24 protein-coding genes are annotated in these 22354 nt (G+C 68.4%); 4 read left to right on the forward strand and 20 right to left on the reverse strand.

What is annotated here, in order from left to right:
• Positions 1-2: 2 nt before the first annotated feature.
• The gene (locus tag ABTW65_RS13250; protein WP_350660686.1) at positions 3-569 is read right to left on the reverse strand and encodes a helix-turn-helix transcriptional regulator; all 567 of its coding nucleotides are present in this window, start codon (positions 567-569) and stop codon (positions 3-5) included.
• A gap of 39 nt (positions 570-608) precedes the next feature.
• The gene (locus ABTW65_RS13255) at positions 609-1604 is read right to left on the reverse strand and encodes a stage II sporulation protein M (RefSeq protein WP_350660688.1); all 996 of its coding nucleotides are present in this window, start codon (positions 1602-1604) and stop codon (positions 609-611) included.
• A gap of 23 nt (positions 1605-1627) precedes the next feature.
• On the opposite strand from ABTW65_RS13255, the gene ABTW65_RS13260 reads away from it, so the two are divergent.
• A complete protein-coding gene (locus tag ABTW65_RS13260) occupies positions 1628-2479 on the forward strand; it encodes an RDD family protein (protein ID WP_350660690.1) in 852 nt (283 codons plus the stop codon).
• On the opposite strand, the gene ABTW65_RS13265 is transcribed toward ABTW65_RS13260, so the two are convergent.
• The 9 genes from ABTW65_RS13265 to ABTW65_RS13305 form a co-directional block, all read right to left on the reverse strand.
• A complete protein-coding gene (locus tag ABTW65_RS13265; RefSeq protein ID WP_350660693.1) occupies positions 2466-3092 on the reverse strand; it encodes a hypothetical protein in 627 nt (208 codons plus the stop codon). The two genes, ABTW65_RS13260 and ABTW65_RS13265, sit on opposite strands and share 14 nt — an antisense overlap.
• A gap of 57 nt (positions 3093-3149) precedes the next feature.
• Positions 3150-3878 carry a tRNA (guanosine(46)-N7)-methyltransferase TrmB gene (trmB, locus tag ABTW65_RS13270; RefSeq protein ID WP_350660695.1) on the reverse strand — a complete coding sequence of 243 codons (729 nt, stop codon included), beginning with the start codon at positions 3876-3878 and terminating at the stop codon, positions 3150-3152.
• Positions 3879-4040: 162 nt separating this feature from the next.
• Positions 4041-5234 carry an elongation factor Tu gene (gene tuf, locus ABTW65_RS13275; protein WP_160026986.1) on the reverse strand — a complete coding sequence of 398 codons (1194 nt, stop codon included), beginning with the start codon at positions 5232-5234 and terminating at the stop codon, positions 4041-4043.
• 84 nt (positions 5235-5318) lie between these two features.
• On the reverse strand, positions 5319-7433 hold the full coding sequence (gene fusA, locus ABTW65_RS13280) for an elongation factor G (protein WP_350660697.1): 2115 nt from the start codon (positions 7431-7433) through the stop codon (positions 5319-5321).
• Positions 7434-7516: 83 nt separating this feature from the next.
• Entirely contained in the window at positions 7517-7987 is a 471-nt protein-coding gene (rpsG, locus tag ABTW65_RS13285) for a 30S ribosomal protein S7 (protein ID WP_141806234.1), read from the reverse strand.
• A 1-nt stretch (position 7988) separates the two neighbouring features.
• Positions 7989-8360: a 30S ribosomal protein S12 gene (gene rpsL, locus ABTW65_RS13290; protein ID WP_091052356.1), complete on the reverse strand. Its 372-nt coding sequence runs from the start codon at positions 8358-8360 to the stop codon at positions 7989-7991.
• A gap of 263 nt (positions 8361-8623) precedes the next feature.
• Positions 8624-9874: an MFS transporter gene (locus ABTW65_RS13295; protein WP_350660699.1), complete on the reverse strand. Its 1251-nt coding sequence runs from the start codon at positions 9872-9874 to the stop codon at positions 8624-8626.
• On the reverse strand, positions 9871-10332 hold the full coding sequence (locus tag ABTW65_RS13300) for a MarR family winged helix-turn-helix transcriptional regulator (RefSeq protein WP_350660701.1): 462 nt from the start codon (positions 10330-10332) through the stop codon (positions 9871-9873). The genes ABTW65_RS13295 and ABTW65_RS13300 overlap by 4 nt, the downstream gene beginning before the upstream one ends.
• Positions 10333-10409: 77 nt before the next feature.
• Positions 10410-10559, reverse strand: a complete 150-nt coding sequence (locus ABTW65_RS13305) for a DUF1059 domain-containing protein (RefSeq protein WP_091052351.1) — start codon at positions 10557-10559, stop codon at positions 10410-10412.
• 90 nt (positions 10560-10649) lie between these two features.
• Between ABTW65_RS13305 and ABTW65_RS13310 the strand changes: the two genes are divergently transcribed.
• Complete coding sequence (locus tag ABTW65_RS13310; protein WP_350660703.1) at positions 10650-11036, forward strand: DUF2530 domain-containing protein; 387 nt, start codon at positions 10650-10652, stop codon at positions 11034-11036.
• A 2-nt stretch (positions 11037-11038) separates the two neighbouring features.
• Here the strand turns inward: ABTW65_RS13310 and ABTW65_RS13315 are convergent, their stop codons facing one another.
• From ABTW65_RS13315 to ABTW65_RS13335, 5 genes are all read right to left on the reverse strand, one after another.
• Positions 11039-11848 (reverse strand): DUF3027 domain-containing protein, encoded by an 810-nt coding sequence (locus ABTW65_RS13315; protein WP_350661249.1) that lies wholly within the window; start codon positions 11846-11848, stop codon positions 11039-11041.
• 176 nt (positions 11849-12024) lie between these two features.
• Positions 12025-12603, reverse strand: a complete 579-nt coding sequence (locus ABTW65_RS13320; RefSeq protein WP_008360949.1) for a GTP-binding protein — start codon at positions 12601-12603, stop codon at positions 12025-12027.
• A gap of 13 nt (positions 12604-12616) precedes the next feature.
• A complete protein-coding gene (locus ABTW65_RS13325; protein ID WP_179659719.1) occupies positions 12617-12967 on the reverse strand; it encodes a DUF742 domain-containing protein in 351 nt (116 codons plus the stop codon).
• Between the two features lie 28 nt (positions 12968-12995).
• Positions 12996-13391, reverse strand: coding sequence for a roadblock/LC7 domain-containing protein (locus ABTW65_RS13330; RefSeq protein ID WP_350660704.1), 396 nt, complete (start codon positions 13389-13391; stop codon positions 12996-12998).
• A complete protein-coding gene (locus tag ABTW65_RS13335; protein WP_350660706.1) occupies positions 13388-16702 on the reverse strand; it encodes a sensor histidine kinase in 3315 nt (1104 codons plus the stop codon). The genes ABTW65_RS13330 and ABTW65_RS13335 overlap by 4 nt, the downstream gene beginning before the upstream one ends.
• 461 nt (positions 16703-17163) lie before the next feature.
• On the opposite strand from ABTW65_RS13335, the gene ABTW65_RS13340 reads away from it, so the two are divergent.
• A complete protein-coding gene (locus ABTW65_RS13340) occupies positions 17164-17562 on the forward strand; it encodes a cold-shock protein (protein WP_141806239.1) in 399 nt (132 codons plus the stop codon).
• On the opposite strand, the gene ABTW65_RS13345 is transcribed toward ABTW65_RS13340, so the two are convergent.
• The 3 genes from ABTW65_RS13345 to ABTW65_RS13355 are packed head-to-tail and all read right to left on the reverse strand — an operon-like array spanning position 17559 to position 20200.
• The gene (locus tag ABTW65_RS13345; protein ID WP_350660708.1) at positions 17559-18266 is read right to left on the reverse strand and encodes a M50 family metallopeptidase; all 708 of its coding nucleotides are present in this window, start codon (positions 18264-18266) and stop codon (positions 17559-17561) included. The two genes, ABTW65_RS13340 and ABTW65_RS13345, sit on opposite strands and share 4 nt — an antisense overlap.
• On the reverse strand, positions 18263-19108 hold the full coding sequence (larE, locus tag ABTW65_RS13350) for an ATP-dependent sacrificial sulfur transferase LarE (RefSeq protein WP_350660710.1): 846 nt from the start codon (positions 19106-19108) through the stop codon (positions 18263-18265). The genes ABTW65_RS13345 and larE overlap by 4 nt, the downstream gene beginning before the upstream one ends.
• A gap of 9 nt (positions 19109-19117) precedes the next feature.
• Positions 19118-20200, reverse strand: coding sequence for a nitrate- and nitrite sensing domain-containing protein (locus ABTW65_RS13355; protein WP_350660712.1), 1083 nt, complete (start codon positions 20198-20200; stop codon positions 19118-19120).
• A 113-nt stretch (positions 20201-20313) separates the two neighbouring features.
• Here ABTW65_RS13355 and lepB point away from each other — a divergent pair, with 113 nt between their 5' ends.
• Positions 20314-21078 carry a signal peptidase I gene (gene lepB / locus ABTW65_RS13360; RefSeq protein WP_350660714.1) on the forward strand — a complete coding sequence of 255 codons (765 nt, stop codon included), beginning with the start codon at positions 20314-20316 and terminating at the stop codon, positions 21076-21078.
• Positions 21079-21156: 78 nt separating this feature from the next.
• Here lepB and ABTW65_RS13365 read toward each other — a convergent pair whose 3' ends face one another.
• Complete coding sequence (locus tag ABTW65_RS13365) at positions 21157-22302, reverse strand: RDD family protein (protein ID WP_350660716.1); 1146 nt, start codon at positions 22300-22302, stop codon at positions 21157-21159.
• Positions 22303-22354 lie beyond the last annotated feature (52 nt).

Consider the following 22354-nt stretch of genomic DNA (forward strand, 5'->3'; position numbering starts at 1 on the left):
CGCTAGGCGGCCTCTCGGAAGTCCGACACCGCGCTCTGCCACGCCTGACGGATCTCGGGCGGCACGAACATGTCGTCCCACATGTCGACGAGCTGCCGGCCGTCGACATAGTCGACCAGGACCGATGGGGTCGCCTCCAGCATCAGCGTGCGGTACGCGAGTGCTCGGTCGTTCCAATCAGCAAGGTCGAAGGTGTTACCGCCGCCCGACCAATGAACGCTGTGCGGCAGGGTCACGGTCGCGGTGGCCCGTTCGGGGTCGAGCCGCCACAGGCGGTTTGGCACTGACAGCGGTCGGCCGATCCGGCTCATCACGGTCCGGAACGAGACGAGCCCGCTCGGCGTACGTACCATCTCGATCGGATCGGGCTCGTCGGAGACCTCGAGCCCGACGGCCCGCATCACGTCGGCAACCTTGCGGAGCTCGGCGCGGCCGTGGCCGGCCTCGAGCTCGATGACGAATCGGCGGCCGACGCCTGCGAGCTCGGCGAGCTCAGCCTGGGTCAGGCCAAGCGTCTTGCGCACGCTGCGCACGAGCTCGCCGATCTCGCCTGGAGACATCGTTGCCATGTCTCCAGCGTACGCTCAAATGTTCCCGACTGGGAACATTCAGGACTGGGTGGCGACCCTGTCTTCGAGCAGGCGCTCGTCGATGTCGCCGGTCTCGCCGCGGGAGGCGGCGGCGCGGCCGACGATGAAGACGTACGCGAAGAAGGCGAGCTCGGCGAGGATGCCGATGCCGACGCGGGCCCAGGTGGGTAGGGGCGAGGGGGTGACGAAGGCTTCGATGATGCCTGAGATCAGGAGTACGACGATGAGGCCGAGGGCGATGCCGGCGGCGGTTCGGCCCTCCCGGGCCATCGACTGCCCTCGGGTCAGCGAGCCGGGGTCGATCCACGACCAGAAGATCCGCAGCCCGACGGCGCCGGCGACGAAGACGGCGGTCAGCTCCAGCAGCCCGTGGGGAAGGATCAGGCCCCAGAAGAGGCCGCCGCGGTCGTTGCGATGCATCAGGGTGCCGAGGATCGCCAGGTTGGAGATGTTCTGGAACATCGAGTAGATCACCGGCAGCCCGAGCACACCAAGGGCGATGCAGATGAACGAGACCCAGACGTTGTTGACCCAGACCTGGGTGGCGAACGACGAGGCGGCGTGCTCGCTGTAGTAGCCCTCGATGTCGTGCTCGACCAGCTGCTTGACCTGCTCCGGTCCGAGCAACGACTGCTCGACCTCCGGGTGCCGCAGCAGCCACCAGATCATCACCGCGGTGACCACGACGTTGGCCATCATCATCCCCAGCCACCACCAGCGCAGCCGGTAGAGCGCGGCCGGGAACCGATGCGTGAAGAACCGCAGGAAACCGGACCAGGTGCTCGTCCGGGTGCCGGTGGTGCGGTTGCGGGCAGCGGCCAGCAGCACCGAAAGATGCTGGACGACCGTCGGGTCGGGGGCGTTGCTGCGTACGACCGAGAGCTGGGTGCTCACCCGCTGGTAGAGCTCGACCAGCTCGTCGGCCTGGGCACCGCTCAACCGGCGCTCGGCCAGCAGCTGCTCGAGCCTGGTCCGGTCGGCGGCGGTAGCGGCCAGATACGCGTCGAGATCCACGCCCGCAGCGTACGCTGACCGCCATGACCTCCGCGCCGCAATCGCCCGAGCGAGGCCCCCAGGAACGGCCCCAGGAACGCGCACTGCTCACCGAGGACGACCTGGTCACCGGCGACGCCGTCGCCCTCGACCTGCCAGCCGCCGGGCTCGGGATGCGGCTGCTGTCGGGCCTCATCGACGTGATCGTGGTGATGACACTGCTGATCGTGACGCTGTTCGTCTTCCTGACCGCCGCTCCCGCGACCGACGAGGCCTTGGCCTGGGCCGCCTACATCGCCGCCACCGCCTCGGTCCTCGTGGTCTTCCCGACGGCCATCGAGACGCTCACCCGCGGCCGGTCGCTCGGCAAGCTCGCTCTCGGCCTGCGTACCGTGCGTGACGACGGCGGGGCGATCAGCTTCCACCATGCGTTCGTACGCGCACTGATCGGCGTCGTCGAGATCTACGCCACCAGCGGCGCCGTCGCCTTCCTCTCCGCGATGATTCATCCACGCGGCAAGCGGCTCGGCGACATCGCGGCCGGGACGTACGTCATCCGCGTGCGGGTGCCGCTGCGTCCCCCGGCGCCGATCCAGATGCCCCCGGGGCTCGCCGCCTGGGCCTCCCGCGCGGACGTCGCCACCATCCCGGTCGGCCTGTCCCTGGCGGTGCGACGGTTCCTCTCCGGCGAGGTCGGCACCTACACCGACCCGGTCCGCCGCCACGCTCTCGCCGAGCGCCTGGCGACCCACATGCAGACGTACGTCGCCCCGGGCCCGCCTCCGGGCACCCCGCCCGAGGCCTACCTGGCCGCCGTGCTCGCCACCCGCCGCGATCGGGACGCCGCCCGGCTCGCTCGCGACGCGGAGCTCCGGGCGAGGCTCACTTCACGCTAGGGCGCGCAAGGCGCTTGGCGCTCAGCCCGACTGACTTCAGCTCCAGCGCAGCCAGCCTCGTGACCACGTCGACGTCGCCTTCGCGCCAGGCCCTGATCGGGTCGTCGCTGATCTTCACGAGCTTGTGCAGCGGCTGGGTCGACATCGCGCGCAGCGCCACGAGATCGGCGGCCGTGCCCGCCTCGAGGAACCGCTGGGTCGAGGTCGCGTTGCGGATGAACCGCCACCGCAGCGGCACGTAGACCATCAGCCACATCAGCACCGGGACGACCACGACCGCGATCGCCAGCCCGAGCGCGATGCTGGAGACGGCCTCGACCTGCGCCTCCCCCGCGGCGCGGAGCTGGTCGGCGGCCTTCGCGGCACCCTCGAACGGGACCGCGATGCCGTCCTTGACCAGCGGCAGGTCATCGACCTTCCCAGCCGCCTCGAGCATCTTCGCGGAGAGCGAGGTGCCGGCGTCGTCCATCTTCTCGCCGGGCACGGCGAGCGCCGAGACCATCTCGTGGACGAACCTGCCGAGGAGAACCCATCCGACGATCCACGCCACCGTCAGCAGGTCGGCGAACAGCTGGGCGGCGAGGCGCGAGGGCCTGTCGGCGTACAACTTCATGCCGCTGATCTTGACGGTTCCGCGCCTACAGATCGGTCACGACACGGGTAGTTCGGGTCAACGTCGGTAGAGCAGGTCGGTGATGACCCGATCCTTGGCCAGTCCCTTGCGCTCGAACTTGGTCACCGGGCGCTCGTCCCAACGGTCGACCACACCCCCGCTCAGCAGCGGCTCGGCGTCGAGGACCTCGACCATCTGCTCGGCGTACTCGACCCAGTCGGTCGCCAGCCGCCAGATCCCGCCGGGCGCAAGCCGCTCCGCGATCATCCGCGCGTTGGCGGGAGTGACCAGCCGCCGCTTGTGGTGGCGGGTCTTGTGCCACGGGTCGGGGAAGAACGTCCAGACCTCGCTGACCGACTCCGGCTCAACGAGATTCTCGAGCGTCCAGAGCGCGTCGACGCTGCAGAAACGTACGTTCGTCGCGCCCGCGGCGCCCACCCGGGCGAGACTCTCCGCGACCCCTGGCCGCCACACCTCCAGCGCCAGGATGTTGGCCTCGGGACGGTTGGCCGCGAGCACCGCCGTCGCCTCTCCCACTCCCCCGCCGATGTCGACGACCAGGGGTGCCTTGCGGCCGAACCAGCTCTCCAGCGAGAAACCGGGCTCGTCGACCGCCTCGTCGGGGATCACCCACTCCGCTGCGTACGCGTCCCAGGCGCGCTGCTGCTTGGGGTCCAGGCGGCTGCCGCGTCGGGTGTAGGTGAGGACCTCTCTTACCGTGCGGCCGTCGTCCAGGAGCTTCTGGTGGGGTCTTGCGGGGCGTACGCCTTCGGTTGGATCTGTCATTTCTTTCGCCTTGGTCTCGTGCCCGCGCCGACGCGGCGCAATCCGGTCCTCGCTTCGCTCCGGTCCGTTTGCGCCGAGTCAGCGCTCGTTCGATCGCTTGACCACAGCAAAGGACCCCCTTCGCCTTGCGGCTCCGGGGGCCCTTCACTGTGGATCAGACGATCACTTGATGATCTTGGTAACCCGACCCGCGCCGACGGTGCGACCGCCCTCACGGATAGCGAACTTCAGACCCTCGTCCATCGCGATGGGCTGGATGAGCTCGACCGACATCTCGGTGTTGTCACCCGGCATGACCATCTCGGTGCCCTCGGGGAGGGTCACAACGCCGGTCACGTCCGTGGTCCGGAAGTAGAACTGCGGACGGTAGTTGTTGAAGAACGGGGTGTGACGGCCACCCTCCTCCTTCGAGAGGATGTAGACAGAGCCCTCGAAGTTGGTGTGGGGGGTCGTGGTGCCCGGCTTGATGACAACCATGCCGCGCTCGACGTCCTCGCGCTTGGTGCCGCGGAGCAGCAGCCCGACGTTCTCGCCGGCCTGGCCCTCGTCGAGCAGCTTGCGGAACATCTCGACGCCGGTGACGGTCGACTTCTGCGAGGTCTCGCGGATGCCGACGATCTCGACCTCCTCACCGACCTTGACGATGCCGCGCTCGATACGACCGGTGATGACGGTGCCACGACCGGTGATCGTGAAGACGTCCTCAACGGGCATCAGGAACGGCTTGTCGGTCTCACGAGCCGGGGTCGGGATGTAGTCGTCGACGGCCTGCATGAGCTCGGCAACCGAGTTCATCCACTTCTCCTCGCCCTGCAGGGCGGGGTAGGCGGCAACGCGCACGACCGGGAGGTCGTCACCCGGGAACTCGTACTCGCTGAGGAGCTCGCGCACCTCCATCTCGACGAGCTCGATGAGCTCCTCGTCGTCGACCATGTCGCACTTGTTGAGCGCGACGACGATCGACGGCACGCCGACCTGGCGGGCCAGGAGCACGTGCTCCTTGGTCTGCGGCATCGGGCCGTCGGTGGCGGCAACCACGAGGATCGCGCCGTCCATCTGCGCGGCACCGGTGATCATGTTCTTGATGTAGTCCGCGTGACCCGGGCAGTCGACGTGAGCGTAGTGACGCGACTCGGTCTGGTACTCGATGTGCGCGATCGAGATCGTGATCCCGCGCTGGCGCTCCTCGGGGGCCTTGTCGATGTCCTCGAACGCGAACTCCGGGTTCAGGTCCGGGTACTTCGCGTGCAGCACCTTCGAGATCGCCGCGGTAAGGGTGGTCTTACCGTGGTCGATGTGACCGATGGTGCCGATGTTGACGTGCGGCTTGTTCCGCTCGAACTTCGCCTTAGCCACTGTGGGCTCCTCCTGGTGTGATTTTCTTACTGACTCGTACTGAAAGGTGTTGCTGCCGAAGTCCCTGGACGGGCGACCCGAAGGTCACTCGCCACGGGCCTTCTTGATGATCTCGTCGGCGACGTTCGTGGGAACCTCGGCGTACGAGTCGAACTCCATCGAGTACGACGCCTGACCACTGGTCTTGGACCGGAGGTCACCGACGTACCCGAACATCTCGGACAGCGGGACGAGCGCCTGGACGACCATGTCGCCGTGACGCTCCTCCTGCGAAGACACCTGGCCGCGACGGGAGTTGATGTCGCCGATCACGGTGCCCAGGAACGTGTCCGGGGTGGTGACCTCGACGGCGAACATCGGCTCCAGCAGAACGGCCTTCGCCATGCGGGCGGCCTCCTTGAAGGCCTGGTTGCCGGCGATCTTGAAGGCGAGCTCGGAGGAGTCGACGTCGTGGTAGGCGCCGTCCTCGAGCGAAACCTTCACATCGACCATGGGGAAGCCGGCGAGGATGCCGAACTCCATGGCGTCCTGAGCACCCTGGTCGACCGAAGGGATGTACTCCTTCGGCACGCGACCACCGGTGACGTTGTTGGCGAACTCGTAGCCGGCACCCAGACCGGTCTCCTCGTCGACGTTGGGCTCGACGGAGATGACGACCTTCGCGAACTGACCCGAACCACCGGTCTGCTTCTTGTGGGTGTAGCTGTGGTTCTGGACCTTCTTGCGAAGCGTCTCGCGGTAGGCGACCTGCGGCTTGCCGACGGTTGCCTCGACCTTGAACTCGCGCTTCATCCGGTCGACGAAGACCTCCAGGTGGAGCTCGCCCATACCGGCGATGATCGTCTGGCCGGTCTGCTCGTCGGACTTGACCGTGAAGGTCGGGTCCTCTTCGGTGAGACGCTGGATCGCGGTGCCGAGCTTCTGCTGGTCGCTCTTGGTCTTCGGCTCGATGGCGACCTCGATCACCGGAGCCGGGAACGACATCGACTCGAGAACGACCGGGTGGGTCGGGTCACACAGGGTGTGACCGGTCTTCGACTCCTTCAGACCCATGACCGCGACGATCTGGCCGGCACCCACAGACGCGATCTCCTCGCGCTTGTTGGAGTGCATCTGGTAGATCTTCCCGATCCGCTCCTTGCGGCCGTTGATCGGGTTGACGACTGTCGCACCCGCCTCGACCTTGCCGGAGTAGACACGCAGGTAGAACAGCTTGCCCAGGTGCGGGTCGGAGGCGATCTTGAAGACCAGACCGGAGAACGGCTCGTCCTCGGAAGGCTTCCGGGAGACCTCGACCGACTCGTCCTTGACGTCGTGGCCGATGATCGACTCGACGTCGAGCGGCGAGGGCAGGTAGTCGATGACCGCGTCGAGCAGGGGCTGGACGCCCTTGTTCTTGAACGCGGTGCCGGTGAGGATCGGGTTGAGCTTGTCGGCCAGGGTCGCGCGACGGATGGCAGCCTTCAGGGTGGGCACGTCGAAGACGTCGCCCTCCTCGAGGTAGACCTCCATGATGTCGTCGTCGGCCTCGGCGAGGGTCTCGACCAGCTTCTCGCGGTACTCCGCGGCCTTGTCGGCGAGGTCGGCCGGGATCTCCTCGATCACGTAGTCCTCGCCCATCGCGGTCTCGCCGCGCCAGACCTTGGCGTGCATCTCGACCAGGTCGACGACGCCGATGAAGTCGGCCTCGGCACCGATCGGCAGCTGCAGCACCAGCGGGGTGGCGTGCAGCTTGTCGACGATCGAGTCGACGACCATGTAGAAGTCGGCACCGGTGCGGTCGAGCTTGTTGACGAAGCACATCCGCGGGACGGCGTACTTGTTCGCCTGACGCCACACGGTCTGCGACTGCGGCTCGACACCGGCAACACCGTCGAAGACGGCGACGGCGCCGTCGAGGACGCGCAGCGAGCGCTCGACCTCAACGGTGAAGTCGACGTGCCCGGGGGTGTCGATGATGTTGATCTGGTGGTCCTTCCACCAGCAGGTCGTCGCGGCGGACGTGATCGTGATGCCGCGCTCCTGCTCCTGCTCCATCCAGTCCATCGTGGCAGCGCCGTCGTGGACCTCACCGATCTTGTAAGAGATACCGGTGTAGAACAGGATGCGCTCGGTGGTGGTGGTCTTACCGGCATCGATGTGCGCCATGATGCCGATGTTGCGGACCACATTGAGGTCCGTGGTGATGTCGACGGCCACTGTCTTCAGCGTTCCTTAAAGAGATTGTCTTCGGTCTGGATGGGCGGGGTGCCCACATTGTGCGGCGGGCACCCCGCCTTACGTCACCAGCGGTAGTGCGCGAAGGCCTTGTTGGACTCGGCCATCTTGTGAGTGTCCTCGCGCTTCTTCACAGCGGCACCGAGGCCGTTGCTCGCGTCGAGGATCTCGTTCATGAGGCGCTCGGCCATCGTCTTCTCACGACGGTCCTGGGCGTAACCGACGAGCCAGCGCAGCGCGAGCGTGGTGCCACGCGTGCCCTTGACCTCGATCGGGACCTGGTAGGTAGCGCCACCGACACGGCGGGACTTGACCTCGATGGCCGGCTTCACGTTGTCCATCGCACGCTTGAGCGTGACCACGGGGTCGGTGCCGGTCTTCTCGCGGCAGCCCTCGAGGGCGGTGTAGACGATGCGCTGCGCAACCTGCTTCTTGCCGTCCTGGAGGACCTTGCTGACGAGCTGGGTTACGAGCTGCGAGCCGTAGACGGGGTCGACGACGAGCGGACGCTTGGGAGCGGGACCCTTACGAGGCATGTCACTTCTCCTTCTTCGCGCCGTAGCGCGAACGGGCCTGCTTGCGGTTCTTGACACCCTGGGTGTCGAGCGTGCCGCGGATGATCTTGTAACGCACGCCGGGGAGGTCCTTCACACGACCGCCGCGGACGAGCACGATGGAGTGCTCCTGAAGGTTGTGACCCACACCCGGGATGTAAGCGGTGACCTCGACGCCGGAGGAGAGGCGCACACGGGCGACCTTCCGGAGGGCGGAGTTCGGCTTCTTCGGGGTGGTGGTGTAGACGCGCGTGCAGACGCCACGGCGCTGCGGCGATCCCTTGAGGGCAGGCGTCTTCGACTTCGTCGCCTTGTCCTCGCGGCCCTTGCGGACCAGCTGGTTGATTGTGGGCACCTCGGTGGTTCCCCTTCTTTTCTGCTCTCACTACGCGGCGCTCTGCCGCGAAGGATCAAATGTTGTGCGTCCAGGTGGTGCGATACCAACTGGTCCCGCCTCGCCCCCGAGGTCGGGCGTGTCGCCCTTACCTCAACAGCACGAAGACGGATCTTTCGAACCGAATCCCCACTTGAGGGCGCCGAACCCGGGTCCGAGACCCATTTCTCGAGCTTGTTCCGGGCACGCGCGACGGCCTGGTTGTCCCAGACACGCTTCAGAGGCTACCCGGCGGCTTGAGAGGGGGTCAAAACGGCCCGGATACCACCTCTGAGTGCGGCGAGGAGCAGCACCCCCGCAAGCGTACCCAACAGCACCAGAGCGCCACTGGCGTACAGGGTCGTGCGGGCACCGAAGTGCTCGCCGACGAAGCCGATGAGCGGCGCACCCAGCGGGGTGCCGCCCATCAGGACGGTCATGTAGATCGCCATCACCCGGCCGCGGAACTCCGGGGCCGCCTCGGTCTGCATGGTGGCGTTGCAGGCGTTGAGGGTCGTGATCGTGAAGAAGCCGAGCACGGGCGAGATCAGAGCGAAGAGCGCGTACGTCGGCATCAGCCCGGACACCATGACGGTCAGGCCGAAGCCGGTCGCGGCCAGCACGATCAGCTTGAGCGGGATCCGGGTGCGGCGGGCGCCGAGCAGGGCGCCGGAGAGCGAGCCGATGGCCAGGACGGTGCCGAGCAGGCCGTACTCGCTGGCGCCCTTGCCGAACTCCTCGGTCGCCATCAGCGCCGAGGTGATCGGGAAGTTCGCCCCGAAGGTGCCGACGAAGAAGATGATCACCAGGACCATCAGCATCTTGGGCTGCGTTCGGATGTAGGCGATGCCCTCGCGCAGCATCCCGCGCCGCCGGGCGACGGGATCGGGCGAGTGCAGCTCGGCGGTGTTCATCCGCTGGAGCTGGCCGATCACGGCGAGGTAGGAGACGGCGTTGACGAGGATGACCCAGCCGGTCGCCTCGGGTCCGCTCCCCAGCCAGCCGATGAGGAGCCCGGCCAGCGCCGGCCCGATCAGGCGGGCGAGGTTGAACGAGGCCGAGTTGAGGCCGACTGCGTTGGTGAGATCGTCGGGGTGGACCATCTCCGAGACGAACGACTGCCGGCCCGGGCCGTCGAAGGCGGCGCCGGTGCCGAAGAGGAACGCGATCACGTAGACCATCCACACCTCTGCGTGGCCGCTCACCGCCAGCACACCGAGCAGCAGCGACATCAGGGCCATCCAGCCCTGGGCCGCCTGCAGCAGACGACGCTTCGGGAAGCGGTCGGCGATGACCCCGGCATAGGGGCTGAGCAGGAGGATGGGCAGGAACTGCAGACCGGTGGTGATACCGAGTGCCGCTCCCCCGCCGCCGAGACTCAGGACCAACCAGTCCTGAGCGATGCGTTGCATCCAGGTGCCGACGTTGGAGACGACACTGCCGGCTAGGTAGAGGCGGTAGTTGTGGCTACGCAGGGAACGGAACGTGGGGCTCAACTGGTGGCTATTCTCTCCATGATCGAAGCGGCTGTGCGGATGGCGGCGAGCTCGTCCGCATCGAGGTCGACGAGCTGCTGGGCGAGCCAGGCGTCCCGGCTGAGCCGGTCCTTGCGTACGGTCCGGCGGCCCTTGTCGGTGATCGAGACCAGCACCTGGCGGCGGTCGGTCTCACCCTGGCGGCGGACGACGTAGCCGCCCTCCTCGAGGAAGTTGACCATCCTGGTCATGCTCGGCGGCTGGACGCGCTCGCGCCCGGCGAGGGCGCCGAGGGTCATCTCGTCGTTGGCGTACAACGCCCCGAGCACCGCCATCGACCCCAGGGAGAGGTCGTTGTCGGGGTGGCGCTCGTTGGCCAGGCGGCGGCGCATCCGCATGACAGAGGTGCGCAGCACCGAGGCGACCTCGGGGATGTCGGAGGCCGCGTCGGGCGCGGAAGCGGGCTGTGCGGTAGGCATGTCGGTAAGCATAACTGCTTACCGGCGCTAACTATTCCTGGAAGAGACGGCGCCCTGGTGAGGGCGCCGTCACAGAGTCAGGACATCGCGGCGAGCATCAGGATGTCGTCGCGGCTGTATGTGCGGCCGGGGTGAGCCTCCGCGAGGTGCTCCTGCACCTTCTCGACCAGCTCGTCGTCGGTCTCCGTGCGGAAGTTGGTGCCACAGGGGCAGCGGAGCGAAGCCATCAGGGACCTCCCAGGTCGTCGGGGCCATGCCGAGAAGTGCTCGACAGCCCCAGCGTATCGTCCACCCAAGGCCCACTAAGGTTGGGAGGTATGAGCGACCAGTACCGCGACGACGACTATTCCGGCACCTACCCGGAGCAGCAGTACGAGGGGTACGACGGCGACTACTACACCGAGGACGGCGGCTACCCGCAGGCCTACGGCTACGACGAGCCGCCTGTCGAGGAGCCGGTCCAGGCCGCACCCGAGCCGAAGATCGAGCTCGTCGACCAGGACGGCATCCGCGCCTTCGAGCTCGCCACCCTCGGCTGGCTCGTCGGGTTCGTCGCCCTGCTCCCCTTCTGGGGCCTGCTCAACGACCGCGGCTGGACCTGGTGGATCTGGACCTGCCTGGCCGCCTTCGGCATCGGCGCGATCGGCATCGAGCTGACCCGGCGCCGCAAGGCCCGCCGGCTGCGCGCCGAGGGCCTCGTCTAGAGCTAGAAGGCCTCGGCGTCGTCGCTGATCGTGTCGAAGACCGGGTCCGGCAGCGGCTGCGGCTCGTGCTTCTTCGCCAGCCGCACCTCCGAGTGCGCACCGCACCCGTGGTTGAGGCTGACCACCTTGCCGTCGTCGTTGGCGTCGCCGTTGGCGCAGACACCGAAGCTCGAGGCCAGGTGGCCGGTCAGCCGGACCAGGAAGCCACAGCTGTGGCACTGGTCGGGGGCTGCCTGCGCCAGCGGCGCCTCGGGACCGCCGTCACCGGCGTACCACCGCTCGGCGGCGGCGTCGAAGCCAGAGGTGGACAGGGTCCGGACGCGGCCGAGGCCGAGGTCCTTGGCGACCTCGCGCACCTGAGCCTTCTCGTCGGCGTCGAGCGGGTCGTCACCGAAGGCGTACGTCGGGACCAGCCGCGCGTCGTCGTCCTCGACCGGGAGCAGATCACCGGGCGAGAGGTCGCCGGGCTTGATCCGCTCGCGGTAGGGCACCCAGGCCGGCGCGACGATCGCGGCGTCACCCGGAACGAGGACGACCTCGTTGACGGTCACCGGAGCATCGACACCGAATCCGGGGCCGTCGAGCGAGGGCACGGTGACGAGCGTGACCGACCAGTGCCACCCGACGTACCCCTTGCGGGTGCAGGCGAACAGGTGGGTCACGACGCCCGGGCCAGCACCCTTCTCGACCACATGGCCGAGATGTTCTCCGACGTCACCGGCTGGCACGTCGGACAGGAGCGCGGCGCGGGCCTCGTCGACGGCAGCGACGGCCGTCGCATCGGCGTACGGGGTCGTGATCACGGTCCACATCTTCGCCCACAGGCGTCTCAGGTTCCACTTCGGGGTCACCTTGCGCCACCACAACCTGAACTTCCGCACAACGCGTGATCCTCCCAGACGTACGCCTCTACTGCACAGTCATGACAGCCCTTGAAACGACCAACACCCGCCGGAGCAGTGCTACGGCGGGTGTTGGGGACGCTTGGCTACTGAAGAGCGCGCGTGGAGACCATGGAAAGGACGTACTCGACGAGCGAGATCAGCGTCGCCTTGGTCGACTGGCGGTCGCGGGCGTCACAGGTGACGATCGGGATGTCCGGGCGCAGAGCCAGGGCCTCGCGGATCTGCTCCGGCTTGTAGGCCTGGTTGGCGCCGAAGACGTTGTGGGCCACGACGAACGGCACGTTGCGGGACTCGAAGTAGTCGATCGCGCCGAAGGAGTCGGCGAGGCGACGGGTGTCGATGAGCACCACAGCGCCGATGGCGCCCTGGGTCAGGTCGTCCCACATGAACCAGAACCGGTTCTGTCCGGGGGTGCCGAACAGGTAGAGGATCAGGTCGGAGTCGAGGGAGACTCGACCGAAGTCCATCGCGACCGTGGTCGTCTTCTTGTTGGGCACGGCGGAGAGGTCGTCGACGCCGGCGGTCGCCTGCGTCATCACGGCCTCGGTCGTCAGGGGGACGATCTCCGAGACGGAGCCCACGAAGGTCGTCTTACCAACGCCGAACCCGCCGGCGATGACGATCTTCGCAGACATCGTCGCCTGCTTGGAGTCGGTGGTCACTGCATTACTCCTGTCAAAGCTTCCTCAGGCCGGACAGCACGCGCTCGAGGAGAGCGGTGTCCGGGGCGTCCGGGACCTTGCTGGCGTGCACCTGCACCACGCCGCGCTCCGCAAGGTCACCGATCAGGACTCGGGCGACACCCAGGGGCACCCGGATGAGCGCCGCGACCTCAGCGACGGAACGGCTCTCGCGGCAGAGCTCTGCGATCGTCCGCTCCTCGGGCGACCGGACGTAGCCATCGATCACGTAACGATCAGTGATCACCAGTGCTTCAATCGGGAAGACGCGCTTGGGTTGCGTGCGGCCACGAGTCAGGGCGTACGGCCTGACCAGCGGCGGCGGTTCGGATGCGTGGTTGCTCACGATCTCGGTCCTAGGGTCGGGGCACTGATCAGGCGCCGGTTCTGGTATCGGGGGTGAGGGCGCTGGCAACACGCGAGATCAACAGCTGCATCTGGTAGCCAACCTGTCCCAGATCGCAGTCGGGGGCGGCGAGGGCAGCAAGGCTGGAGCCCTCACCAACCGCCATGAGGACCAGATAGCCACCGTCCATCTCGATGACCATCTGCTGGACATTACCCGCAGCGAAGCAGCGAGCTGCTCCCTGGGTAAGACTGGTGAGACCGGAGGCGATCGCCGAGAGCTGGTCGGCCCGGTCCGGGGGGAAGTCGACGGAGCTGGCCATCGGCATGCCATCAGCCGACACCAAGATCGCGTGAGCGATGTCAGGGGTGCGCTGGGTCAGGCTGTCGACAAGCCAGTCCAGTCCTGCGGGGGCCGTTGTCACTGCTGCTCCTCACCTTCGGGGTTGCTTTCCGCATCAGCGGGGTTGTTGCGGGCGCGGCTGACGCCCTTCTGGAAGCTGGACATGCCACGGGTGCGGCGCGCGTCCATGTTACGCGGACCTGATGACGGTGGTGTGACCGCAGGGGCAGCACCTGGGATCAGGTTCTGGCCCGGGACACGAACGGGGAGTCCACCTTGGGTGATCGTCGCCGGCTCCTGCTCCTGCAGCTGCTCCAACTCCTGCGCCCTGCGCCAGCCCTCGTCGCCCGGCGAGGACCAGCTCACCGGCGTGGTCGGCTCGTCGTCCTGAGCGACCGGCTCGTCGACCGGCTCGCCCGCGGGGGCTGCTGCCGGACGGGGCGCGTCGGCCTTCGGAGCCGGAGCGGCCTTGGCGGCCGGTGCGATCGGGTCGCTGAGCGGATCGCCCTTGGACTCCATCGCCCGGCGCGCACCGAGCGGGCGACGACGGGTGAACCACTCGGACTGGAGGTCGTCGAAGATCGAGCTTCCCTCGTCATCGAGGATCGGAACCTCGGTGGTCGAGTCGAGCGGGTTCGGCGAGTTGGTCGGCTCCGGAGCCAGCGGCCCCATCGGGGCACCCGGGGCGATCGCGTCACCGGCAGGACCGAACGGGTCGTCGTCGGGACCGAAGCCCGGCGGCGGGGTCCGCGGGGTGGTGCGCTCGTTGGGGCGCTCGAAGGTGCGGAACGCGCCGGTGTCGGTGCCGAACGGGCTGCCGCCCTGACCGCCCGGGTCGCGACGAGGCAGCTCGCCGGTCTCGGTGCTCGGGTCGAAGCGACCGTCGGGGAAGCGCGCGGCCAGGTCCTCGGCCTTGCGAACCGGCAGCATGTTGGACAGGAAGTTCTGCTGCTGGCCGCTGGGGCTCTGCTGCGGCGCCGGCGGCTGGTTGGCGCCGAACGGGTCGCCGCCGAACGGGTCTCCCCCGTACTGCGGCTGGCCACCGCTGAACTGCTGCGGCTGCGCCGGGAAGCTGCCCGTGCGCGCGGCCGGAGACTCGTAGCCCGGGTCGCCCGGCATCGGCGGGACACCGCCGTATGCGGGCAGCTGGCCCGTCTGCGGTCCGCTCTGACCGAAGCCATTGTGCTGGCCCGAGTGGCCGTTGGCACCCTGCTGCGGGAAGGCCGCCGCACCGCCGTTGGAGAGGTTGGGGTGATTGGACGCACCGGGCGTACGGCTCGGCAGGGCCGGGGGCGCTGCCGCGGAGGCCGCGGGCGCCTCGGGGGCCGGAAGAGCACCGACCGGCACGTCATAGGGGTTGCCACCGGCGTACGGCTGGGCGTCGTAGGCGGGCATCCCGTACTGCATCTCGTAGGGAAGCTCGCCGGTGGTCGGGTAGGCGCCGGTCTGCTGGCCGTAGCCACCCTGCTGGAACGCGTAGGCGTCGAAGCCCTGCTGCTGGCCGGAGGGGGCCTCGGCGTGGGCGCCGACGATCGTGGTGACCGGCATCTCGACGCGCGCGACCACACCGCGGGGGCGGTTGGGAACGAGCTCGATGTAGAGACCGTGACGCGCCGCCAGACGCGCGACCACGACCAGACCCATCATCCGGGCGACGTCGGCGTCGAGGCCGGTCGCACGGCGCAGCTTCATGTTGGCCGCGTCGAGCTCCTCCGGCGTCATGCCGATACCGAGGTCCTCGATCTCGACCAGCAGCGGCGCGGCCGGGCCGGCGCGGAAGGTGCGGATCGTGACAGCGGTGTCGGGCGGGGAGAAGTTCGTGGCGTTCTCGATCAGCTCCGCGAGCAGGTGCACGAGGTCACCCGCGATCGCGCCCTCGAACTCGGCGTTCTCGTCGGAGTCGATGTCGACCCGGGCGAACTGCTCGATCTCGGAGGCCGCGGCACGGAGCACGTCGAGGACCGGGACGGGACCACGAGCCGCGTGGCCGATCTCGCCACCGGCGAGGACCAGGAGGGACTCGTCGTTGCGGCGCATTCGGGTGGCGAGGTGGTCCAGGCGGAACAGGTTCGCGAGGTCGTCGGGGTCCTGCTCGTTGGCCTCGAGCTGGTCGATGAGCTGGAGCTGACGCTCGACGAGGCTCTGCGAACGGCGGGAGAGGTTCATGAACATCTTGTCGACGTTCGTACGCAGCTCGGCCTGCTCGCCCGCCAGCCGGATCGCCTCGACGTGGACCGCGTCGAACGCGTCCGCGACGTCACCGATCTCGTCTCGACGCGCGATGTCCAGAGGCTCCACATGTGTGTCCACCGGGCCTTCGGCCTGGTTCATGTAGGCGACTCGCTCAGGCAGGTCGTGGTTGGCCAGGTTGTAGGCCAGGCGGCGCAGCTGGCTCAGCGGCGACAGGATCGAGCGGGCCGCGACCAGACCGACGGCGAGGGCGAAGATCAGAACACCGAGAACGAGGAGACCGATGACGATGGCGTCGCGGGTCGCGTCGCTCTTGATCTGCTCGACGTCGTCGCTGATCTCCTGCGCAGTCTGGACGATCATCTTCTGCAGACCACGGATGAACTCCGTGCTGGCCGCGGTGTAATCGTCCGGGGTCATCTTGACCCGGTCCATGCTGCCGCTGGAGATCACCTGGTTGACGACCCGGTGGGCAGGCGCCCCGGTCGAGCCCACGTCGGTGGTGTCGCTGGTCAGCTCGTCGAGCTGCTGACGGATGTTGTCGGACGTCTTCGCGTAGTAGTCGGCCGTCGACAGACGCCACTTGGCCTCGGCGCGGGCGAGCTGTGCGAACTCCTCGTCGGTGAGGACGTCGGGGTTGACCGCGCCGTCGGCCTCCTTGGCAGCCTTCGTGCTCAGCGCCTTCATCATGATCATGCGCTCGGCGCCCATGGCCTCCGAGGCGGGACGCACGTTGCTGATCGCGGAGATCTTGGAGAAGACCTCGTCGTTCTCCAGGGTCGGCATCTGCGACGAGATCCCGAAGAGGTTGTTCATCACGGTCGTGTAGGCCAACTGGGCCTCGACCGCGGTGTCCTTCTCCTGGATCTGCGAACGCAGGTCGTCGATGCCGTTCAGCGCCTGCTGGATCTCGACGATGCTGTTCTCGAGGTCCTTGTCGTCGCCGGCGTCGATCTCCTTCGCCTTGGCGCTCCATGCCTCGATCGACTCGTCGGTCTTCTGCTGAAGCGGCCGCATGACGACCTCTGGAACACCCGCGAGCGCTCCGTCACGCTCGAACAGGATGTTGATCGCGAGTTCGTAGGTGTCAGGCAATGCCTGGGCGACAGTCTCGGCCTGGCGTGCTTCCGCCTGGGCTGAGAGGGCGCGCGAAATGCTCAACCCGCCGAACACCATCGCCGCGATGGTCGGGATGAGCAGCACGAAGATGAGGCGCGCTCGAATTCCCTGCCAGGGCTTACGTTCCGGACGGTGGGTTGTGCTTGCGTATGGCTCGGCCATTACTCCCTCTCGTGGCCATGTCACATCATTCCCGAGAGGCGTGCACCGTCTGTGGCGCACACCCCAGTCCCCCGCCGCGAAGTCTGCTGGCACCCGGGCGTACCTGTCTGCAGTCTTTGGCGACGCAAACTTACGTCATAAGTGGTCTCGATTACCAATGGTGTACGAAATCATTTGCAAATCTATGGAGGGGTAGGCGGAGTATAGGCCCCACCCGCACGAGGGACGACATGGCGAGCCATCCGTGGATGCGTCGATGGCCGGAGAGGGGAATACCTCACGCGTCCCTGGGCGCTGAGGACTAGGCTCTCCCGCGTCGGCCGTCACAGTCGCCGGGCGACGTACGTTTGAAGCGCTGATGCGCGAGGAAGGGGCAAGCTGCCGTGCCTACTGGCAAGGTCAAGTGGTTCGACGCCACCAAGGGCTTCGGGTTTCTGTCGCAGGACGACGGTCCGGATGTGTACGTCCACGCCGACGCGCTCCCCGAGGGCGCTGCCAAGACCTTGAAGGCCGGCACCCGCGTGGAGTTCGGCATCGCCCAGGGGCGCCGCGGTGAGCAGGCGCTGTCGGTGACCGTGCTCGAGCGCGCCCCGTCCGTCTCCGGGCGCCAGCGTGCCGCCAAGCGCCGCAACCCCGAGGAGATGGAGCTGATCGTCGAGAACGTGATCAAGCTCCTCGACGACATCCGCGACGGCTACGCCCAGGGCCGCCCGCCCACGCGCGAGCTGGCCAAGAAGGTCTCCCCCGCGCTGCGTCAGATCGCCGACGAGTTCGAGCTCTAGATCCAGCTCAGGTCTGGGATCAGGGTCTGCACGCCGACCACGAGGCCGGCGAGGTTCACGGCCAGCAGGACGAGGATCCAGAGCACCGACGGGATGCCGGTCAGGCCGGCGAGCTGGTCGGGGTCGGAGCCTCGGCGACCTCGCTCGCCGCGGCCGAGGAGCTCCAGGAGCGGCCGCGGTGAGGCGAGCAGGAGCAGCCAGGTGACCAGCGTGGCGGCGATGGTCTGGATGCGGCCGTCGGCGTACCAGCTGATCGCGCCCAGAGCGGCGCCGAGCACCAGCAGGACGACGAGGCCGTAGCCGTTGCGCACCCACAGCAGCAGCACGAGCATCGCGGCTACCAGGAGCCACAGCAGTCCCAGGGCGTGACCCGCGGCGAGCATGGTCGCGCTGAGCAGGCCGAGGAGCGCCGGGGCGAGGTAGCCGGCGGCGAGCATCGCCACCATCCCCGGCCCGGACGGCTTGCCGCGCGAGAGGGTGACACCCGAGGTGTCGGAGTGGAGCTTGATCCCGGCCAGGCGCCTACCGACCAGGACGGCCACCACGGCGTGACCGGCCTCGTGGACGACGGTGACGCCGAGGCGTACGGTGCGCCAGCTCCCACGCCACACGACCAGCACCAGCGCGACGAGTCCGGCGCCGATGAGCCAGGGCGCTTCGGGGACGGTCTGGGTCGCGCTGATCGTGTCCCAGAACTCCCTCACTTGGCTGCCTTCTGGTTCATCGATCCGGAGCGGAAGCCCCGTGGGTCGATCTCCGCGGCCGGGAATCCTGCGTCTGTCACGGTCTTGAGCACCTCGTCGGCATGGTGGGGGTCGAGAGGCAGGAGGGTAGCGGACAGCTCCACCGTGGCCTTCTCCCCATGGTCACGCACGCGCAGGTCCACCCTGGCCGCGTCGTGGCCGCGGGCGGCCAGGACGCTGCGTACGCCCTGCTCTGCTCTCTCTACGCGCGCGAGGCGCCTCGGCGTGACCTCGAGGCCATAGGCGATCCGGCTGGAGAGGCAGGCCGCGGCCGGCTTGTCCCAGGTCGGCAGCTCCCAGCGGCGCGAGGCCTCGCGGATCTGTGCCTTGGACAGGCCGGCGTCCCTGAGCGGCGTGATCGCGCCACGCTCAGCGGCCGCGCGGATGCCGGGCCGGAGGCCGTTGAGCCCCTCGATCGCATCGTCGGCGTTGGTGCCGGTGGCCACGTGGGCCAGGCCGAGCTCACGGGCCAGCGGCATGAGGGTGTCGAGCAGCTCCGCCTTGCAGAAGAAGCACCGGTCGGTGCCGTTGGCCCGGTAACCCTCCCGCTCCATCTCGTGGGTCTGCGGGGTGATGAGGCGTACGCCGAGGCTCGTCGCGAACTCGGCGGCCGGGTCCCTCTCCGCAATCGGGAGGCTGTGCGAATAGCCGGTCGCGGCGGCGACGCCGTCGCTGCCCAGAGCTCTGGTAGCGGCCGCCAGGAGGAAGGCGCTGTCGGCGCCACCGGAGAAGGCGACCAGCACGCTTCCCCGAGTCTTGAGATCCGCTTCGAGAGCGTTGAGCCGTTGGTCGAGATCGGACACGCCCCGACCCTATCCGCGGGCTCCACGCGTGTTCGTGGATCGGCGCCGGGAGACCAGGACCACCAGCAGGACCACGAGCACGATCACGACTACGACGAGGACGCTCACGACCGCGAAGGTGAGAACGACTGCGGCGAGCGCAGTGCGCGTGGCATCGTCGCGGTCGGCCCGCACCTCCTCGGCGATCTCCTGGGCGGAGGCGATGAGCACCTCCTGCAGGCCGCGTATGAATTCGGTGCTGGAGGCGACGTACGACTCCAGGGTCAGGGCAGTGCCGCCACCGGTGATGATCTCGCTGACGCCCTGGTGAGCAGGTACGCCTGTGGCGCCCTCCGTGGCCGTGCCGTCGGTCAGCCCGTCGAGTGCCCTGCGCTGATCCCGTGAGGACCCCTCGTAGAAGGCGGCGAGCGAGCGCCGCAGTCCGGCCTCGGCCTCGGTGAGCGCCGCGATCTCGTCGTCGCTGATCTGCTTCTTGCCAGGCGACGGTGACCTGGCAAGTACGGCCATCATGATCGCGCGCTCCTGGCCCAACGCCTCCCACGCCTCGGGCATGTGGCCGATCGCCTCGATCGACGAGGCGGCCTGGCCGTCGCCCGTGTTCGGCAGATCGCCCGCGATGCTGAACAGGTCGTTGGCCAGAGCTGTATAGCTCGCTGTCCCTTTGGCGCGATCGTCCCGCATCTGCGTACGCAGCTCGTCGATGCCGTCGAGCCTTTCGGCGATCTGGGTGAGCGTCGCGTCGAGCTCCTTGTCGTCGCCGCTCTCGATCTCCTGCGCCCGACCACGCCACGCCTGCGCCGACTCGTCGGTCATCTGCTGAATCGGTCGGAGCACGACGGGAGGTACGCCGGCCATCATCGCATCGCGTTCGAAGGACAGGTTGACCGCGAGGTTGAAGGTCTCCGGGAGGGCCTCGGCGAGCGTCACGGTCCTCGCGCTGGGTGCCTCCTGGCCGGTCGCCCGCGAGACGCCGAGATAGGCGAGGACTCCCGCCACGATGGCGACGATCACGGCCAGGGCCAGGACGGTCCAGATCGCCCACGTGCCCTTCTTGGCCCGCTCATGGGTCGGGGATTCCAGTGTGTTGGTCATGACGCCCTCTCGGGTCCGGCTGAGTGAGGAACCCTAGGACAGGAGCGACGGCACGCGCCTGTGAATTCTGGATAGCGCCCGGGCCCGACCCGTCGTCTGGATAGGGTCACACCATGGGGGCAGAGCGGGAGGCGTCGGCAGGATCGGGCCGACGGCAGGGGGGAGTTCTGAGGTCGCTCGTCGAGATCCTGATCATCGCGGTGACAGCGATCCTGCTCGCCGTCGTCATCAAGACGTTCCTCGCCCAGGCCTTCTACATCCCCTCCGAGTCGATGCAGCCCGGGCTGGAGGTCAACGACCGCGTACTGGTGGAGAAGCCGTCCTACTGGATGGGCGGCACGCCCGAGCGCGGCGACGTCGTCGTCTTCGCCGACCCCGGCGGCTGGCTCTCGACCAACCAGATCCCTCCCGCGCCCACCGGCTTCCGGGCCGTGCTCGCCAAGGTCGGGCTCTACCCGACCGGCGACCACCTGGTGAAGCGGGTCATCGGAGTCGCGGGCGACACCGTGGAGTGCTGCGACTCGGGTCGCGTCGTCGTCAACGGCACGCCCCTGGATGCGTCCTCCTTCATCGCTCCGGCCGATGCCTGTGACGGTCCGATGGCGCAGGACAACGGGTCGTACACCCAAGGCGGCTGCAAGGGCTGGAAGGCTGTCGTTCCCGAGGGCCGGCTCTTCGTGATGGGCGACAACCGCGCCAACTCCGCCGACTCGTCCTTCCATCTGTGCAGCCCCGAGCGTCAGAAGTCCGGCGACGAGGCCTGCTCGAACGCCTTCGTACCCGTCTCAGACGTCGTCGGCCGTGTCGCCGTCGTCTTCTGGCCCACCGACCGCTTCGGCGTCGAGCACCGCCCGGAGACCTTCGACTCCGTTGACTGACCTCGCCGAGGCGTCATGCGCGTCGGCCGAGACGTCAACTGTGTGACGTCTCGGCCGGCGCGGGTGACCTTTCGGCGGTCAGGCCTCGCGAACCACATCCATGGTGCGGTCGCCGAACTTGACCTTGTCGCCGTCGACGAGGGCCGCGGGGCGGCGGGCGCCGAGGGCTCGTGCGGCACCCTTGCGGATCAGGGTGGTGCCGTTGGTGGAGCCGCGGTCCATGACCACGAGGGTGCCGTCGGCCGCGACCTGGAACTGGGCGTGGGTCTTGGACAGCGACATGTCGCTCGAGGAGAGGGCCACCCGGTGGGCGACCTCCTCGCCGGGACGCGGCTCGGGGCCGCGGCCGACGATGGCCAGACCCTCGACCACGAAGCTCTGGCCGGTGTCGAACGTGACCCGCCAGCGAGCCGTCGCCGCGGGCTGCGGAGCAGGCGCGGGTGGCGGCGGAGGGGCAGGCTGAGCCGACGACTGCGCGACCGGGGCCGGCGGGGCGGGCGGAGCAGGCGGCATGGGAGCCGGTGGCACGGGGGCCGGTGGCGCCTGGCGCGCGATCGGTGCCGGGACCTGGGTCGGGGCAGCCTGGGCCTCGGCCGCGGCCTGAGCCGCGCTCTGGGTCGGGGCGGCGGGGGTCTGCGGCCGCTCGGCCCGCTCGGGGGTCGCCTCGGCCTGCTTCAGGCGCATGGTGGTCAGGTTGACGATGCGGCGCGGTGCCGGGGCCTCTTCCTCGGCCTCGACGACCGCCGGAGGACGTACGTCGACCACGACCGAGCCCGCACGGCGGTCATGCCACCCCTGGCGCCGGCCGCGGTCGTCCATCGCGGCGACCCAGGCGAAGGTGGCGGTGCCGATGCCGAGCGTCGGGATCGTGCAGAGACCGAGCAGGGCCTGGCGTACGAACGCCTTGCCGACGCCGATGGGGCGGCCCGCAGCTCCGGAGTCATCGCTGACCACGCGGAGCCCGAGGGCCATCTTGCCGGGGGTCTTGCCCCCGGAGCCGGTGAGTACGGTGCCGACCAACCAGACCACCAGCACCACGCCGACGATCAGGCCGGCGCCGGGCAGCGGGTTTCCGTTGCGGAAGAAGATCAGCCAGGCGGCGAACCCCGCCGCGGCGAAAATCGCCCACGCGATCACCCGGTCGATGGCGAAGGCGTAGAACCGACGGTCGGGCTCCGCGATCGCAGCCTCGACGGTTGGAGCCGGCAGGCCGGCCACGCTCATGCCGCCGCCTCCGTACGAAGAAGCAAAGAATACGGACGCGGCGGCCTGAGGC

Source organism: Nocardioides sp. NPDC127503, assembly GCF_040302165.1.
Classification (GTDB): domain Bacteria; phylum Actinomycetota; class Actinomycetes; order Propionibacteriales; family Nocardioidaceae; genus Nocardioides.